This is a genomic window from Marinomonas spartinae (genome assembly GCF_900089775.1).
In the GTDB taxonomy this organism is placed as follows: Bacteria; Pseudomonadota; Gammaproteobacteria; order Pseudomonadales; family Marinomonadaceae; genus Marinomonas; species Marinomonas spartinae.
Genome location: NZ_FLOB01000001.1, coordinates 830,220 through 848,122 on the forward strand (window position 1 = coordinate 830,220; position 17,903 = coordinate 848,122).

The following is a 17,903-nucleotide window of genomic DNA, read 5'->3' on the forward strand; positions in this document are numbered from 1 at the left end:
TGAAAGGGGGGTACATAGATTGGTATAGTAATGCTATTGATCTAAGTTGTAATAGCTTTGTTAATAATGTGTTGTTTTTAATGATTGTCATAAAAAAAATGACAATTTAGCTTGAGCAAAAAAGAGAGTCGCGGTCTAATGGTCACAATTCTTTCATCTACTCATACTTTTTACTAAAAAACGCCAATAAATAAGGACGCTTGATGACGCTTGATGTTGCTATTTTAGCTGCCGGTAAAGGCAGCCGAATGAAGTCTAACCTACCAAAAGTACTGCATAAAATAGCGGGCACTCCTATGGTTCAGCATGTTTTGAATACAGCCAAAGAGCTACCAGGGGCCAAATTGCATCTTATTGTTGGGCATGAAGGAGAAAAAGTTTCTGCTGAATGTCAAAATTTTTCGGCCAATATTGTTTGGCAAGATAATCCGCAAGGCACGGGGGATGCATTGCGTCGAGTAGCTCCTCATTTGCAAGTCCACGGATCGACTTTGACCCTATACGGTGATGTACCCTTAATACAGGCAAGCACACTAAACGCCATGACGGCGTTGTCTTCTCCTAATTCATTAGTTTTACTCACGATAAAACTTGAAAACCCAATGGGCTATGGTCGAATTGTTCGCAACGATCAAGGGCAGGTAATTGCCATTACTGAGCAAAAAGACGCTTCTGCTAAAGAGTTGCTAATTAATGAAGTGAATACAGGGATCTTATTGGCGCCTAATAAACATCTACAAAAATGGCTAGCAGCGTTGAGCAACAATAATGCCCAAGGAGAGTATTATCTAACTGATATTATTGCCATGGCAGCGCAAGATGGCGTAGAGATTGTTACTGTTCATCCCGAAAACGAAGCAGAGGTTTCTGGTGTCAATGATAGAATTCAGCTAGCAGCCCTTGAGCGAGAATGGCAACAGCAGCAAGCAAGAGTGTTGATGGAAAATGGTGCCAGCTTGTTAGATCCAACGCGAATTGATATTCGTGGCGAACTCAGCACGGGGCAGGATGTGGTTATCGACATCAACTGTATTTTCGAAGGCAAAGTCGTCTTGGGTGACAATGTAGAGATCGGTGCTAACTGCCATCTAAAAGATTGTCAAATTGGTGATGGCACGATTCTAAAAAGTCATACGTTAATTGAAGACAGCGTTATTGGCAAACACTGCGATATTGGTCCTTTTGCTCGACTGCGCCCCGGTACTCAGCTTGCCGACAAAGCTAAAATCGGTAACTTTGTCGAAACCAAAAAAGCCATCATTGGTGAAGGAAGCAAGGTTAACCATTTAAGTTATATTGGTGATACGCGCATGGGGGCTGGGGTAAATGTGGGAGCAGGAACCATCACATGTAATTATGATGGCATGCATAAACATTTGACCCAAGTAGCTGATAATGTCTTTATTGGTTCCAATTCGTCGTTAGTGGCGCCCGTAAGGATAGGTGAAGGAGCCACCGTGGCGGCAGGCTCAACGGTCACACGGGATGTTGAAGCGAATCAGCTAGTGCTAGCCAGAAGCCGACAAACACAAAAAGACAACTGGGTTCGCGCTGCTAAAAAGTCTTAACAAAAGTGGATCTTGTCTAAAGTATTTTAACTGTAACAGCCAAGTCTGTAAGCTTGACTGTTAATCTCTATTGAATAATATCAAGCTCTTCTTTAAAAGTAGCTTGATAAGTCGTTGAAAGGATTTATCCATGTGTGGAATTGTTGGCGCGATTGCTCGCCGTAATGTATCAAAAATTTTAATCGAAGGGTTAAGCCGACTAGAATACCGTGGCTATGACTCCTCAGGTATCGCTATTAACAATGGTAATGGTGTATTTGCACACCGAGCAGTAGGCAAGGTGCAAGCCCTCAAGGATAAATTTTCTATCGAGCCTCTGGATGGTAAATTGGGCATTGCTCATACACGTTGGGCAACCCACGGTAAACCCACAGAAGCGAATGCTCATCCACATTTCTCGGGAGATCATCTAGCTTTAGTACACAACGGTATTATTGAAAACCACGAGCCACTGCGCCGTGACCTCAAGGCCAAAGGCTATCAGTTTAAATCTGAAACGGATACAGAAGTCATTGTACATCTTATTGATGACGCTTTAAAAACAGAACCTGACTTGCTTAGAGCTGTGCAAAAGACTCTTGCGAAGCTGGAAGGTGCGTTTGCTATTGCAGTGGTAAGCAGCAGCGACGAAGAGCGTTTTATTGCTGCTCGCAAAGGTAGTCCACTGGTTGTTGGCGTGGGAATCGAAGAAAATTTTGTGGCATCTGATCAGTTAGCTTTATTGCATGTGACCGACCAGTTTATTTTTCTAGAAGAAGGGGATGTGGTTGAGGTAGCACGTGATGCGGTGACCATTTATGATCAAAGTGGTGCAGTGCAAGATCGCCCTATCAGTGTCTTTAATCATAATGTTGATGCCACCGATAAAGGGGAATTTCGTCATTATATGATGAAAGAGATCTATGAACAGCCCAAAGTGATTGCGGCTTGCTTAGAAGGTCGAATTAGTGAGTCAAAGGTCCTCACCAGTTGCTTTGGTGCCGACTCTGGCTTTTTGAAAGAGGTAGAAAATGTTCATATAGTCGCTTGTGGCACTAGCTACCATGCCGGATTAGTTGCCAAATATTGGCTTGAGGACTTAGCGGGTGTGCCTTGCAGTGTGGAGGTTGCTAGCGAATATCGCTATCGCAAAGTGGCGGTGCCTAAAAATACGCTGTTTTTAACCTTGTCTCAATCCGGTGAAACGGCCGATACGTTGGCGGCATTACGCATGGCAAAAACACTTGCTTATTTAACGACTCTAGCAATTTGTAATGTGCCTTCTAGTACGCTGGTGCGTGAATCGGCCCTCACATTGCTAACCAATGCTGGCGCTGAAATTGGGGTGGCATCAACCAAGGCCTTCACCACACAATTAACAGCACTGTTGATTACTAGTGTGGCAATAGCTGTGGAAAATGGTTTGTCTGCAGAAAAAGAAAAAGCTTTAGTGCAAGCTATGCGCTCGTTGCCTAGCTATGTGAATGCGGCGTTACAAGAAGATGCCCATATCAAAAAGATAGCCGATCGTTTTGCTAATAAACATCATGCTTTATTTCTTGGGCGTGGTGCTATGTTTCCTATAGCTCTTGAGGGATCCTTAAAGCTAAAAGAAATCTCTTATATTCATGCGGAAGCCTACCCTGCTGGGGAGTTGAAGCACGGTCCATTGGCGCTGGTTGATGAGAATATGCCCATCATAACCATGGTGCCCCATAACGATATGTTGGATAAGCTAAAATCTAACCTGCAAGAAGTGGCTGCCCGAGGTGGCGAGCTTTACGTCTTTGCGGACAAAGATACAGAGCTTAATAATGAAAAAAATATTACCTTTACGGAAGTGCCTAAGGTAGAACGTATCCTAGAGCCGATAGTCCATACCATTCCTCTGCAGCTATTGTCTTACCATGTGGCGGTTGTAAAAGGTACCGATGTAGATCAACCAAGAAATTTGGCAAAATCCGTAACTGTTGAATAATTATCGCTTGTTGTAGGTCGACATACATTGTTGGAAGTGATCCCGACAATTTATCTGATAGAAATGGTTAGACTAGCGTCTGGCCTATAACCATTGCACGGTAGGGATTCATCCCGAGGATGATTAAGCTTGGCACAGTGGGTATTTGTCAGGCTTAATCCAGCTGCAGTCACTGAAACTGCTTACTATCACTGCACAATAATTTAAAATTTTCAATCTCTTTTCTATCACACTGTTTGCATATTTTAATGTTTTCCACTAACATCGTTCAGCTGATGAACGCTGCCTCAAGTCAAACTATAATACGTATAGGCTAATGTCTTAATGTTGAGTAAAGGGTAGTTTTTTACATGCTAACAGATGAATACCGCTACAAAATTTTAAAAGAACTACAGTTAGATCCGAATGTGAGTCAGCGAGAACTGGCGAAGCGCTTGGGTATTAGCTTAGGTAAAGTGAATTTTTGTTTAAAGGCCTTAATTGAAAAAGGTTTAATAAAAGTAGAGAACTTTAGGAGTAATACAAAAAAAGTAGGTTACCTTTACTTTCTTACCCCTAAGGGGATAGAAGTAAAAGTATCATTGACTCAAAAATTTTTGAAACGAAAAATTGAAGAGTACGATGCTCTGGAAAAAGAAATAGAACGGCTTCGTTTGGATGTTAAAAAGAATTAGTGTTGGTTTATATTATTAAAAATGGAAACAATAAAACTATGAAATTTCTGGTGACGGGAGCCGCAGGCTTTATTGGAATGTATACGTGTAAACGCCTTTTGGAAGCAGGACATGATGTAGTTGGGTTGGATAGTTTAAATGCTTACTATACTCCTAAGTTAAAACAACATCGTTTAGAGAAGATATTATCTTATTCTAACTTTCGATTTATCAGAATGGATCTTTCTGATCGAGAGGCTATATCTCGGTTGTTTGCAGATGAGCATTTCCAACGTGTGGTTCATTTAGCAGCTCAGGCTGGTGTACGTTATTCTTTAGAAGCTCCGTTTGATTATGTAGATAGCAATTTGGTTGGTATGATGACTATTTTAGAGGGATGTCGTCATAATAATATTGAGCACCTTGTTTATGCATCATCCAGTTCTGTTTACGGTATGAGCACTAAGGTTCCTTTTAATGAGTTAGATGCAGTTGATCATCCTGTATCACTTTATGCTGCGACGAAAAAAGCTAATGAGTTGATGGCCCACTCTTATTCACACCTTTATAATATTCCAACGACAGGGTTGCGCTTTTTTACAGTCTATGGGCCCGGTGGTCGCCCTGATATGGCTCCATGGTTATTTACTGAAGCAATACTGAAAGATCAGCCGATTAAAGTCTTTAATCACGGTGAGATGATGCGAGATTTCACGTACATCGATGATATTGTCGAAGGTGTCATTCGCATTCAAAATGTCATTCCGAAAGGTAAGAACACCTCAGCCCCTTACGCTATTTACAATATTGGTAATAACCAACCGATCCAGCTGTCCGAGTTTATCGAAGCTATTGAGACTGCATGTGGAAAACAAGCCGAGAAAGTTTATATGGATATGCAGCCAGGTGATGTGCAACAAACTTACGCTGACACAGAGCAGCTTGAGATCGCTGTAGGATATAAACCCTCCACGACTATACAAGAAGGCATGATTAAGTTTGTCGACTGGTATAAAACCTTTAAACATGAATTAAACGGATTATAAAAATGAAAATCGCCATTGCTGGAACGGGTTATGTAGGGTTATCTAATGCAATGCTGTTAGCACAAAATAACAATGTGGTTGCAATCGATATTGTTCCTGAAAAAGTAGCAATGTTAAATAATAAGCAGTCTCCTATTGTTGATGCCGAGATAGAATACTTTTTGTCAAACAAATTGCTTAGCTTTGCAGCGACAATGGATAAGATGGAAGCCTATAAAGATGCAGATTTTGTTATAATTGCAACTCCAACTGATTATGATCCGAATACAAATTACTTCAATACTAAGTCAGTTGAAAGTGTTATTCAAGATGTGTTAGCTATAAATCCAAATGCTGTTATGGTTATTAAATCTACGGTGCCAGTAGGGTACACCGAGAGTGTGAATAAAAAATTTAATATCAAAAATATTTTCTTCTCGCCGGAGTTTTTGCGTGAAGGTAAAGCACTTTATGACAATTTATATCCTTCTCGTATTATAGTAGGTGAACGCTCTTCAAGGGCTGAAGTTTTTGCTGGTTTGCTTAAACAGGGGGCTATAAAAAAGAATATAGAAATACTTTTTACCGATAGTACAGAGGCTGAAGCGGTTAAACTCTTTTCGAATACTTATTTAGCACTTCGCGTTGCTTACTTTAATGAACTAGATACTTATTGTGAATCTCACGGACTAGATACCAAGCAAATTATTGATGGGGTTTCGCTAGACCCTCGTATTGGCAATCACTATAATAACCCAAGCTTCGGTTATGGGGGGTATTGTTTGCCAAAAGATACTAAACAGTTGCTAGCAAACTATCAGGATGTTCCAAATAATTTAATTAGAGCTATTGTTGATTCTAATTCAACACGTAAAGACTTTATTGCGGACTCTATTATTAAACGTAATCCTAAAGTCGTTGGGATATACAGACTTGTTATGAAAACAGATAGTGATAATTTTAGAGCATCGGCAATTCAAGGTGTCATGAAACGGATAAAAGCGAAAGGAATTGAAGTGATTATTTATGAGCCTGCATTAACTAAAAGTGAATTCTTTAACTCAAAAGTGTTTTTAAGTTTAAGTGATTTTAAAAAAGAATCAGACTTGATTATTACAAATAGAAGAGACTCTCTGTTAGATGATGTTGTTAGTAAGGTATATACAAGAGATATTTTTAAAGAAGATTAATCTAGTAATATTTTTAAATAGAGTGTTTGTTGGAAGAAAATTGTGAAAAAAATAGAAATTGAGTTAAGTGGTGGGTTAGGTAATCAGCTTTTTCAATATGCTAAATTTATAGATATGAAAGATAACTTGTCAAAAAACGAATTTGAAGTCTTTTTAGTCGAAAAAAAATTATCTCTAGAGTTTAAAGCGCGTTGTAGGTGTCGTCTAAGTGAATTATTGGAATTAGGTTCTGGTTTTTTTGTTAAAAAAAGTTTTTTTAGAGATTTTTTGTTTTTTTTAAATAAAAAAAATATTTTGAAAAAATATGCTCTTTATGAAGATGATTGGTGGAAAGTCAAAGGTGAATTTGGTCTTGAAAGTTTAAATTTTAAATCTGATGTGAGAGTGAGGAGTTTATTTCAGAAAAAGCCATCTCTTAAAAGTCTCAACATAATAAAAAAAGAATATCTTAGTAAAGAAAAAAATAAAGAGTGTTTGTTTAACTTGGATGAGGCTTATTCCGTTATTCACATTAGACTAGGGGATTATTTGACAAGTAGGGTTGCTATTGAAGAAATAGGGGTTTTACCAGAGAAATATTTTAAAGTTGCGTATGAAAAAATTTTAGAGAAAAGTAAAAATTTATATATTGTTACAAATGGCTCAGTTGGAGAAGTTAAAAAAATATTTGGAGAAGAGTTTCCTGAAGAGAGAGTTGTAAATAATCTTAATGATATTGATTCTTTTTGTTTTATTTCAGGTGCTGAGTTTATTGCAATTGCAAACAGCACTTTCTCTTTGTGGGCTGCATATTTATCTGATGCTCGTAAAGTGTATTGTCCAAGTAAATGGATGATAAGTAAAGATATAAAAAAAGATTTCAAGGGTCTATATTTTGATGATTGGGAAATTATTTCTTATTAGAGTTTTTTTAGAGGGATTACCTCAAGCAATATATTTTATATCTATGATATTGGGAGGGTATTATTCTACTCCTCTTTTATGGGGTAAAATAATAGCGTGCAATGCGATTATTACTATTGCCAATGCATTTGACTTCGGTAGAATTCAAATGATATTGTCAAATACATCAAGTAAGACTCTATCTTTTTTTAGGTATTTTTTGTCTTTTTTTGCTCTTGTTTTATTCGCTTATTTTCTAAATAAAAGTATAGATGTTAAGTATATTTTGTTGGCTTCATTTCTTGGTTTTTTAACTGTTTATAAGCAACATGAAATGGCTTTAATTTCTGTTTCTGGAAATGATGTATTTTATCAAAAGACAAATTTTATTATTTCACTGATTAAATCTTTTGCTATTGTTTTTGCTGGTTTTTTTGGGGATTTACTTTATTTTTTAATTATTTATTTAATTGGTATGTTAGTACTAGTCTACCCTATAAAAATTGATTTTGATAATTCCCGGCTCCTTAGAAATAAGTTGCAAAAAAATGAGTTGTATATTGGGGTAATGAGTTTCTTGGGCCTGTTAACTCATACAATTGATAAAATGTCTCTTTATCAATATGTAGAGCATGAAAATATAAAGCTATATTCTTTTATTTCCGTTTTTTCTGTTGGTTTGATGTTTCTATCTGCGCTATGGTTTAGAAACACTTCCAAAGGGAAGGCTTTTTTTTGGAGTATAATTATACTATATTGCCTTTTGTTTTTATTTTTTACTTTTGTTTTGTACATGTATTCACCTGTTTCGTTTAACATGAGAGTGATTTTTTATTGCCTTATAATGTTTATCTGGGGAGGGGTGAACATTAGCCTTCAAAATGTATATAAAAAGGACTTTCTAAATGGAACTTTTTTATCTAGAATAATAATGGGTGTTATCCCAATTATTGTATTGCTTTTATTGTTGCTCTTGAAGTCGAGTTTGTCTTTGCAAATTTATTGGGGGGCAATGGTTTTAGCTCAACTTATTTACCTATCAACTCGATTAAAGTGTTTTAGTCTTTTTTCTTAAATTAAGTGGTTAATATAATGTGTGGTATATCAGGTTTTGTTGATTTTAAACGAAGAGGGAATGAGATTTTAACAGATATGATAGCTTCTATAAATCATAGAGGGCCTGATGATCAAGGATGTTATTTCTTCTCATCTGAACAATATTCTGGTGGTCTTGCTCATGCTCGCTTATCTATTTTGGACTTGAGTAAAAATGGTCATCAGCCTATGTGTTTCGAGAGCTTAGTGATGATTTATAATGGAGAGGTATATAATTTCAAAGAAATTCGGCTGGAACTAGAAGGTAAGGGCTACAGTTTTGACTCTAATTCAGATACTGAAGTATTGCTAAAATCGTATCATTGTTGGGGAGCCGAAGCTGTTAATAAATTTAATGGTATGTTTGCTATTGTAATCTTTGATAAAGCTTTAAATAAAATTATTATGTTTAGAGATAGATCGGGAGTAAAACCTTTATACTGGTTTAAAAAAGATGATCTTTTTATGTTTTCTAGTGAGCTTAAAAGTTTTCATCAACATCCTGGATTCTCTAAAGAGCTTAACAATGACTCATTATCTTTATACTTACAACATGGCTATATTCCACAGCCCCATACAATTTTCAGAAATACATATAAGTTAGAAGCAGGGCATTTTTTAGAATTGGATTTGCGTAATTTTAAATGTAAAACTAATAAATATTGGGATGTTATTGATTTTTATAATAAACCAAAGATAAAAATTAGCGAAGAGGAGGCTTTATGTGAAACAGAAACTCTTTTAAAATCTGCTTGTGAATACCGTATGGTTTCTGATGTTCCTGTGGGGGTGTTCTTAAGTGGTGGGTATGACTCTTCTGCTGTTACAGCATTATTACAATCAACTAGAACTGAAAAGCTTAAAACATTTTCCATTGGATTTAATGAAGAGCGTTTTAATGAGGCTCATTATGCCAAAAAAGTCGCAAATTATTTAGGTACTGAACATACTGAATATTATTGTACTCAAAAAGATGCGTTGAATATTATCCCTAATTTACCCAATATTTGGGATGAACCATTTGGTGATGTTTCTGCAATTCCAACAACTTTGGTGAGTCAGCTTGCAAGGAAAAATGTTACCGTTAGTCTTAGTGCCGATGGCGGAGATGAAATATTTGCTGGCTATGATAAGTATCAACAAATATTAAAGTTACAAGGTATTTTTACCCCTATTCCTTGCAAAAAAACAATATCAAATATTCTTGATTTTGCTTATCCTCATATAACTAAATTTTATAAAAAAAATGAAAATTTTAATCGTAGGTATAATAAAGCAGCTTTAATGCTTGCTACGACTAATGAGTCTGAAAAGCTAAAATTAATTAGCTGTTATTTTACACCAAAGGAAATAAATGAGCTGTTAAATACTGAATTTGGGGTTGTTAATACTTGTTTTGACGATATTGAAAACCTAAATAGCAATTTGGGCTCTTTAGATAAAATGTTAGCGATTGATTATAAAACATATCAATCGGATGATATTTTAACGAAAGTTGATAGAGCTACAATGTCTGTTGGTCTTGAAGGGAGGGAACCTCTTTTAGACTATCGTTTGATTGAATTCATTGCACAATTAGACCCTTCTCTTAAAATTAAGTCTGGTGAGAAAAAATACTTATTAAAAACTATAGTCCATAAGTATATTCCCAAAGAAATTATGGATAGACCAAAGATGGGTTTTGGTGTACCAATAAGTGATTGGTTTAAAGATGAGTTAAAAGAATTGCTAATGTTTTATTTAGAGGAGGGTAGACTTCTACAGTCTAAAATTTTTAATGTCTCTAAAGTTATATCCATTCGTGATAGTTATTTACTAGGAAATGATGCGAATGTCAATAAAGTTTGGTGTTTGTTAATGTTTGAACTTTGGAGAGAAAAATGGATGTGACAAAAAAGATAACTATTGTAATTGGTAATCTTTTTGGAGGGGGAACTGAAAGAGTAGCACTTAATTTAGCTAAATTTTTAGCTCATAAAGGGATTGAGATTGACTTAGTTACTTTTTCTAGTAATGAGAACATAACTTTCTTAAAAGAAAATAATTTACGCTTAAATATAATTTTAATGAATGCTAAAAGCGCTAAGACTGCAGTTTTTGATCTTTTTTTATATTTTTTTAAAAATAAACAAGCACAGATACTAGTCTTTACATATGAACTATCTGTGTTGTGTGTGCTGCTTAAAATTTTTTTTAGAAAAATATATGTCGTTTCAAGAAATAATAATACTTTTTCAAAAGAAATTGATAGCAGTAATAGTTTTTATCGTAGTGTCATAAAAAAAGTCATTAAAATTTTTTATAAAAAAGTTGATTTTGTTATAAATCAATGTGAAGGTATGCAAATTGATTTGTTAAATAATTTTCCAGATTTAGCTTGTTGTTGTAAAGTGATAAATAATCCAGTTTTTTTAGATGATATTTTAGGTGAATATGATAATAGGGATATTCCTAAAAAATTTATATTATGCGTTGGTCGTTTAGAAAAGCAAAAAGGTTTTGATAAGGCAATTGAGGCTTTTAGTTTTTTATCTAAAAAAAATGATATTGATTTATTAATAATAGGTAAAGGTAAAGAAGAAAATGAGTTGAAAAAACTTGCTAATAAATTTGGATTAAAAGAAAGAGTTAAGTTTTTAGGGTTCCAGAAAGATATACATTTTTTTTATGAGAAAGCATTATTAACACTTCTGACATCTCAGTATGAAGGATTCCCAAACGTATTGTTGGAGTCAATATCCTTAGGGACTCCAGTTGTAAGTTTTGATTGTCCTAATGGACCTAACGAAATTATTCTCAATGGAGTAAATGGGTACTTAGTTGATATCGGGAATACTTTGATGTTATCAGAAAAAATTGAAAAGATACTAAATTATCCGCTTGATAAAGATAGTATTATTGCAACATCTCAAAAATACACTATTGAAGTTATAGCGGAAGAGTTTTTGGCGGTTTTTTCAAATAAAGAAAAGAGTTCAACTACGTGATTCTAATTTTATTTTATTCTACTATTTCTTTTTTATGTTTTAGTATATATATGAAACGTAATAACTATATGTTTCTTTTTTATACTATAGGCCTTGGTATGATTTTTTTATCAGGAATGAGGTCAATTGGCTTTGGTGCTGATGATTTAAATTATGCCAACCTTTTTTTAAATATAGATAATATTTTGCCAAGTTTTGTAGGTGGTTATAATTTTTCTCACGTAAATATGTCCCCTTTTTTGGTATATTTTGCAAAAATAATCCATTTGTTTTTCGATGATTCAAGTGTATTTTTTTTATGTGTTGCTTTTCTATCTATATGGCTGAAGCTTTATTCCATTTCAAGGCTCTCTTTGTTTCCATTTATTAGTTTATTGCTTTATTTTTCAAACTTATATTTTCAAATGGATTTAAATCAAATTAGAGCGGGGTTATCTCTTGGTTTTTTGTTTTTATCTTTTTTATTTTTGATACAAAATAGATTTATTTTTTCTTTGCTTTTTTCCTTTTTTGCAATTTTAACTCACATATCTGCATTGGTTTTTTTGCCATGTTACTTTTTTGTGCAAAAAGAGTTTAGAAGAAATTTTTATTTTTTTATTTTGATTGTTGCATATCTAGTATCAATTTATGGATTGGGGCATGCTTTGTCAATAACCACATCAAGCATTCCTTTTTTAGGTGAGAAAATTTCTTATTATCTTGAAATTTCTAAATATAATAATGCGCTAAGCTTTTTTGATATTGTTAATGTAAAGAATAGTTTTATTGTTATTTTTGCATTAATATTTTTTTCTAGGTTGAAAGCTAAAAGTATCTATTTTTTACCAATATTTAATGTCTTCTTTTATAGTGTCGTCTTAAGGTATATTTTGGGGGATTTTTCTGTTTTAGCTGCAAGGTCTTCTATTATGTTGAATTTTTCTGAATGGTTGTTAGTTCCTATTTTTTTTACTATTTTTAAAAATAAACTAATACCTCTTATTCTGGTTTTGATTTATTGTTTTGTTGAGTTCTATATTCTTCTTTTAGCTCATAACTGGGCTGGGGATTTAGGTGTTATGTATTTAAAGGGAGATGTAAATGATTTGTTTTTTGGTGCCATCTTTAAAAGATAGTAGTCCAATAAGAGCTGCTATTGACTTAGCTCTAAATGTTAAGGAGAGTAAAGTTTTGGTCTTTGTTTTAGATGATTTTTCTATAGATGATTTAAATTATATTAAAATCAATAAAGCAGGTATTAATGTTTTTTCTGCTCACTGGCAAGGTTGGTCAGATATTTTCCGTGTATTGAATAAAATAAATGAAGTTTTAAAATATGATAATGGAGTGATTGTTTCTTTTTTATTTAGAGCTGATGTGGTTTTGTCTCTATTAAAAACACACTTTAAAAAAGTAAGCTCATTGCGGAATTCTTTTTGGGAAGAGTATGTGTCTGACTACGGCTTAATAAAAGGTAAAATGTATTCTTTTTTTCATCTTAAAGCACTCAAAGAAATGGATAAGGTTGTTGTTATGACCCCCGAAGTTGTGTCTTCTATGAGAAAATTTGGTGTCAAAAAGCATTGTTTGGTCCAAATAGAAAATTATTTAGATATTGATAGACTGAATTTAATTAAAGATGTAACTGTTGATTTTGGTTTTGATAATGTTAATCCTGTTTTTGTTTCTGTTTCTTCTTTTACTCCGAGGAAAAGAATTCCTGAATTGGTTGAGTCCTTTTTTAAATATTTGGAGTCTGGCGGGCAAGCCAATCTCGCTTTATTAGGAGAGGGACCTGATTTTCAAAAAGTAAAAAATATAGTTGATTCGAAAAAAAATCTTTCAAGTAGTGTAAAATTTTTAGGACAAGTTAAGGATGCCGTGCCTTATATTAAAGCTGCAGATGTGTTTGTTTTATCGTCATCTTCTGAGGGGATTTCTAGAGCTTTTATGGAAGCATTATATTTTCATAAAAAATGTTTGGTTAGCAGAATTTCAAGTAATGAATATATAGGAAGAGGTGAAGGGGTCTTTTTCTTCGATGACTTTGATGGCTTATGTGATGGATTTAGCCTAGTTTTAAATTATGACGGTTTGCCAAGTAAGTTAACTGATTGTTTTCTGCCATGTACTGGTAGGAAAAGATATATAGATACTTTCTTATCACTTAATAAAAATTAGGCCTATTTATGAAAATTTTAGTTACCGGTGGTGCTGGATTTATTGGTAGTGCTGTAGTTCGATATCTGTTATCTAAAACTGAGTATACAGTTATAAATATAGATAAACTTACCTATGCAGGTAATACTGAGTCAATACCTAATTCGATACATTCAGATCGCTATAGTTTTGAAAAAATAGATATTTGTGACAGTTTTGAAGTTAACCGAATTTTTAATAAATATCAGCCTGACTTAGTAATGCATCTTGCAGCAGAAAGTCATGTTGATAGATCAATTGATGATCCTAGAGATTTTATTCAAACTAATATTATTGGAACATACAATTTATTGGAGGCTTCGAGATCATATTGGAGTTCTCTTAATGCCGATTTTAGGTCAACCTTTCGCTTCCATCATATTTCAACCGATGAGGTTTATGGGGATCTAGCTCATCCAGACGAAAATTCTGCAAGTTCACAGCTTTTATTTACTGAGACAACTCCTTACGCGCCAAGTTCGCCATACTCTGCTAGCAAAGCTGGGTCAGATCACTTAGTGCGGGCATGGCAACGAACGTACGGTTTGCCAACATTAATCACTAATTGCTCCAACAATTATGGACCATATCATTTCCCCGAAAAACTTGTTCCGCATATTATATTAAATGCATTATCTGGCAAGGCTCTTCCTGTTTACGGAAATGGTTCTCAAATTAGGGATTGGCTTTATGTTGAGGATCATGCTCGTGCATTAGTAAAAGTTGCCACTCAGGGGTTAGTGGGAGAAACTTACAATATTGGTGGATATAATGAAAAAAGAAATATTGAAGTTGTTCATATTTTATGTGACTTGCTTGAAGAACTGGTTCCTGAAAAACCTGAAGGTGTTGGAGCTTATCGAGATTTGATTGTTTTTGTAAAAGATCGTCCAGGTCATGATGTACGTTATGCAATTGATGCAAGTAAAATAACTCGTGAGCTAGGTTGGAGGCCAAAAGAAACTTTTGAATCAGGAATGAGAAAAACTGTTCAATGGTACTTAGATAATAGAGTCTGGTGGGAACGTGTTTTAAATGGCGATTATAAGTTAGATCGATTAGGTCAATAACGGTCAGGGCATATTATGAAAAATCGAAAAGGTATTATTTTAGCTGGGGGGAGTGGCTCACGTTTACATCCTTTAACTTTAGCAACTTCTAAACAATTAATGCCGATATATGATAAACCAATGATCTATTACCCATTATCTGTTTTGATGTTAGCAGGCATTAAAGAAATTTTAATTATTACAACCCCCGATGATTTAGTTAGTTTTAAACGTTTATTGGGTGATGGTAGTTTATTTGGTATAAATATTGAGTATAAAGTACAAAAAAAACCTGATGGTTTAGCTCAAGCATTTTTAATAGGAGAGGATTTTATTGGAAGTGATGATGTTGCACTTGTATTGGGCGACAATATTTTTTTTGGCCAGCACTTCTCCAAAAAATTACAAGAAGCTACGGCTAAAGAGTCAGGTGCAACTATATTTGGTTATCATGTTAATGACCCTGAGCGTTTTGGGGTTGTAGAATTTGATGATAATGGTAAAGCGATTAGTATTGAGGAAAAACCATCTACTCCTAAATCTCCTTATGCAGTTACAGGTTTATATTTCTATGATAATGATGTTATTAGTATTGCAAAAGAAATTAATCCATCTCTTCGCGGTGAGCTTGAAATTACTGATGTTAATCTTGCTTATCTTAGAAGAGGAGATTTGAATGTTAGTGTATTAGGTCGTGGCTTTGCATGGTTAGACACTGGAACTCATGACTCTCTACTAGAAGCTGGCCAATTTGTACAAACAGTTGAACATAGACAAGGTTTGAAAATTGCCTGCTTAGAAGAAATTGCTTATCGACAGGGGTGGATAGATCAAGGTCATCTTGTTGATCGTGGTAGAATTTTAAAAAAAACAGGATATGGACAATATTTGTTAAAATTAGTTAGCGGTTATAAATAGTTTAAGTCAGATTTTTATGAGTAAAGAATTAATGTTTTTAAGGTAAAATGTAGTATGAATGTAGTAAAAACTAGCCTGGAAGGTGTTGTAATTATCGAGCCGAAATTGTTTAAAGATGATCGAGGTTTTTTTTTAGAAACTTTTCAGTTAAAACGCTATAAAGAGTTTGCTGGTATTGAGTTGAGTTTTGTGCAAGATAATTATTCCCGCTCTAGTAAAAATGTATTGCGAGGCTTACACTTTCAAAAAAGGCGTCCTCAAGGTAAACTTGTCCGTGTTGTGCGTGGTCAGGTCTTTGATGTTGCCGTAGATATCCGCAAAGAATCGCCTACTTATGGGCAATGGGAAGGAGTCATTCTGTCGGAGGATAATCAACGTCAGTTATGGGTCCCACCAGGTTTAGCTCATGGCTTTGTAGTGCTTTCTGACTTAGCTGACTTTGAGTATAAATGCACCGATTATTATGATCCAAGTGATGAAGGGTGTTTAATGTGGGATGATCCAAGTATTAATATAGTATGGCCAAAAGGTATTGAGCCAATTTTGTCTGCTAAAGATAAAACTGCTTTAACTATAGATGATCTTTAATAGGGAAATAGAGTATGCGTATTTTATTGACGGGTAAAAATGGTCAGCTTGGTCTTTGCTTTCAAGATGTTACTTATGATAGTGATCATCAGTTATTTGCTTATGATTCTTCAGAATTAGATATTACTAACGTTGATAAAATGAGAGAAATTCTAGAGGATGTTTCACCTGATATAATAGTTAATGCAGCTGCTTATACTGCTGTGGATAAAGCGGAAGATGAAAGCAATTTAGCTTATTCTGTTAATGAACTTGGTCCATTTTTGCTTGCTGGTTTTGCCGCTAAACTTAATATTCCGTTGATTCATATTTCAACTGATTATGTTTTTGATGGTAAAGCAGTTGATCCATACTCTCCTCAAGATATGGCAAACCCTAAAAATATTTATGGAGCTTCGAAGTATTCAGGAGAGTTAGCTTTGAAATCGGTGCTTAACAAATATATTATCTTACGAACTTCCTGGGTTTTTAGCGAATATGGAAATAATTTTTTAATGAAAATTCTACGTCTTGCTAATGAAAGAAAAACTATTTCGGTTGTTGCTGATCAATATGGCTGCCCAACTTATGCGGGAGATTTAGCAGAGGCTATTTTAAAGTTGTGTGACTCATATGACAAGCTAAAATCTTTAAGGTGGGGGGTTTTTCATTATTGTGGTATAGGGACAACAAGTTGGCATGGCTTTGCTCGTACAATATGTACAAAAGCTGCAGACTATCAACTTATTACTAATAGACCAAAATTAATTGCTGTTGGATCAGATTTTTATACTATGAAAGCTAAGCGACCTGAATTTTCTGTTTTGGATACATCTAAGCTTTGTGATATTGACATTAAACCGAAGTCGTGGATTAAGTCAATTGACAAAGTGATTTATAAAATTAAAGAAATGTCCGTATAATTTTTTGGAGTATATCTTTGTGTAAAAAAAATAAAGTTGCTGTATTACTTGCTGCTTATAATGGTAGTAAATGGATTGAGGAGCAAATTAACAGTATACTCATTCAAAAAGAAGTTGAGTTACATATTTTTATAAGTGTAGATAAGAGTAGTGACAATACTTTAGATATAGTTCGTGATTTTTCACATAAATTTAATAATATTACACTCTTGAGTTATGGTGATATGTTTGGTGGTGCCGGACCTAACTTTTATAGATTATTTAGAGATGTATGTTTCGATGAGTTTGATTATGTTAGTTTGTCTGATCAGGATGATATCTGGAACTCTAATAAGCTAATTGAGTCAATATCTATAGTTGAAAATACTAATTCTGATGCTTTTTCTTCTGATGTGGTTGCGTTTTGGGAAGACGGAAGAAAGAAATATATAAAAAAATCATATAATCAAAAAAAATATGATTATATGTTTGAGGCTGCTGGCCCTGGCTGTACATATCTTTTAAAAAAGAAGCTAGCTGTTTCATTTGCTGAATTTTTAATTGAGAAAAATAAAAAAAAGATGATGTTACCTGACTTGCATGATTGGTTGATTTATGCATTCTCTCGATCAAGAGGTTTTCGATGGTTTATATATGACTCTCCCACTATGTTGTACAGACAGCATAGTCTAAATCAAGTAGGTGTTAATTCAGGTTTTAAAGCTATAAATAAACGAATTGATTTAATTAAATGTGGTTGGTATGGCAATCAAATTAATCAAATGTGTTTTTTGCTTGAGATTAAATCTCCTACCATAACTAAGAGTTTTATTTTTTTTAATTTTCTCAATCTTAGACGACGATTTATTGATTCTTTAGTTGTTTTGTTTTTTGGCGTTTTGGGTTTTTTAACTTTTAATATGTGATTG

The 17,903-nt window shown here is 34.2% G+C and carries 16 protein-coding genes; all 16 read left to right on the top strand.

The window, feature by feature from the left end; all coding sequences use genetic code 11:
• The first annotated feature begins 203 nt into the window (after positions 1 to 203).
• Entirely contained in the window at positions 204 to 1,568 is a 1,365-nt protein-coding gene (gene glmU, locus MSP8886_RS03785; protein WP_067012797.1) for a bifunctional UDP-N-acetylglucosamine diphosphorylase/glucosamine-1-phosphate N-acetyltransferase GlmU, read from the top strand.
• A 130-nt stretch (positions 1,569 to 1,698) separates the two neighbouring features.
• Positions 1,699 to 3,525, top strand: coding sequence for a glutamine--fructose-6-phosphate transaminase (isomerizing) (glmS, locus tag MSP8886_RS03790; RefSeq protein ID WP_067012799.1), 1,827 nt, complete (start codon positions 1,699 to 1,701; stop codon positions 3,523 to 3,525).
• A gap of 350 nt (positions 3,526 to 3,875) precedes the next feature.
• Complete coding sequence (locus MSP8886_RS03795; RefSeq protein ID WP_067012801.1) at positions 3,876 to 4,199, top strand: MarR family EPS-associated transcriptional regulator; 324 nt, start codon at positions 3,876 to 3,878, stop codon at positions 4,197 to 4,199.
• Between the two features lie 38 nt (positions 4,200 to 4,237).
• Positions 4,238 to 5,224: an NAD-dependent epimerase gene (locus MSP8886_RS03800; RefSeq protein WP_067013043.1), complete on the top strand. Its 987-nt coding sequence runs from the start codon at positions 4,238 to 4,240 to the stop codon at positions 5,222 to 5,224.
• 2 nt (positions 5,225 to 5,226) lie between these two features.
• Entirely contained in the window at positions 5,227 to 6,393 is a 1,167-nt protein-coding gene (locus tag MSP8886_RS03805; RefSeq protein ID WP_067012803.1) for a nucleotide sugar dehydrogenase, read from the top strand.
• A gap of 42 nt (positions 6,394 to 6,435) precedes the next feature.
• A complete protein-coding gene (locus tag MSP8886_RS03810; protein ID WP_067012805.1) occupies positions 6,436 to 7,296 on the top strand; it encodes an alpha-1,2-fucosyltransferase in 861 nt (286 codons plus the stop codon).
• Positions 7,271 to 8,350, top strand: a complete 1,080-nt coding sequence (locus MSP8886_RS03815) for a hypothetical protein (protein WP_067012807.1) — start codon at positions 7,271 to 7,273, stop codon at positions 8,348 to 8,350. Before MSP8886_RS03810 ends, MSP8886_RS03815 begins: the two co-directional genes overlap by 26 nt.
• Positions 8,351 to 8,367: 17 nt before the next feature.
• Complete coding sequence (gene asnB / locus MSP8886_RS03820) at positions 8,368 to 10,260, top strand: asparagine synthase (glutamine-hydrolyzing) (RefSeq protein WP_067012809.1); 1,893 nt, start codon at positions 8,368 to 8,370, stop codon at positions 10,258 to 10,260.
• Positions 10,251 to 11,357 carry a glycosyltransferase gene (locus MSP8886_RS03825; protein ID WP_067012811.1) on the top strand — a complete coding sequence of 369 codons (1,107 nt, stop codon included), beginning with the start codon at positions 10,251 to 10,253 and terminating at the stop codon, positions 11,355 to 11,357. Before asnB ends, MSP8886_RS03825 begins: the two co-directional genes overlap by 10 nt.
• A gap of 50 nt (positions 11,358 to 11,407) precedes the next feature.
• Positions 11,408 to 12,475 carry an EpsG family protein gene (locus MSP8886_RS03830; RefSeq protein ID WP_139063079.1) on the top strand — a complete coding sequence of 356 codons (1,068 nt, stop codon included), beginning with the start codon at positions 11,408 to 11,410 and terminating at the stop codon, positions 12,473 to 12,475.
• Positions 12,441 to 13,520: a glycosyltransferase gene (locus MSP8886_RS03835; RefSeq protein ID WP_067012813.1), complete on the top strand. Its 1,080-nt coding sequence runs from the start codon at positions 12,441 to 12,443 to the stop codon at positions 13,518 to 13,520. The genes MSP8886_RS03830 and MSP8886_RS03835 overlap by 35 nt, the downstream gene beginning before the upstream one ends.
• An 8-nt stretch (positions 13,521 to 13,528) precedes the next feature.
• A complete protein-coding gene (gene rfbB / locus MSP8886_RS03840) occupies positions 13,529 to 14,608 on the top strand; it encodes a dTDP-glucose 4,6-dehydratase (RefSeq protein WP_067012815.1) in 1,080 nt (359 codons plus the stop codon).
• 15 nt (positions 14,609 to 14,623) lie between these two features.
• Positions 14,624 to 15,505: a glucose-1-phosphate thymidylyltransferase RfbA gene (gene rfbA / locus MSP8886_RS03845; protein WP_067012818.1), complete on the top strand. Its 882-nt coding sequence runs from the start codon at positions 14,624 to 14,626 to the stop codon at positions 15,503 to 15,505.
• A 54-nt stretch (positions 15,506 to 15,559) separates the two neighbouring features.
• Positions 15,560 to 16,093, top strand: a complete 534-nt coding sequence (gene rfbC, locus MSP8886_RS03850; protein ID WP_067012820.1) for a dTDP-4-dehydrorhamnose 3,5-epimerase — start codon at positions 15,560 to 15,562, stop codon at positions 16,091 to 16,093.
• Between the two features lie 14 nt (positions 16,094 to 16,107).
• On the top strand, positions 16,108 to 16,995 hold the full coding sequence (rfbD, locus tag MSP8886_RS03855) for a dTDP-4-dehydrorhamnose reductase (RefSeq protein ID WP_067012822.1): 888 nt from the start codon (positions 16,108 to 16,110) through the stop codon (positions 16,993 to 16,995).
• Between the two features lie 17 nt (positions 16,996 to 17,012).
• Positions 17,013 to 17,900 carry a glycosyltransferase gene (locus MSP8886_RS03860; protein WP_067012824.1) on the top strand — a complete coding sequence of 296 codons (888 nt, stop codon included), beginning with the start codon at positions 17,013 to 17,015 and terminating at the stop codon, positions 17,898 to 17,900.
• The last annotated feature ends 3 nt before the right edge of the window (positions 17,901 to 17,903 follow it).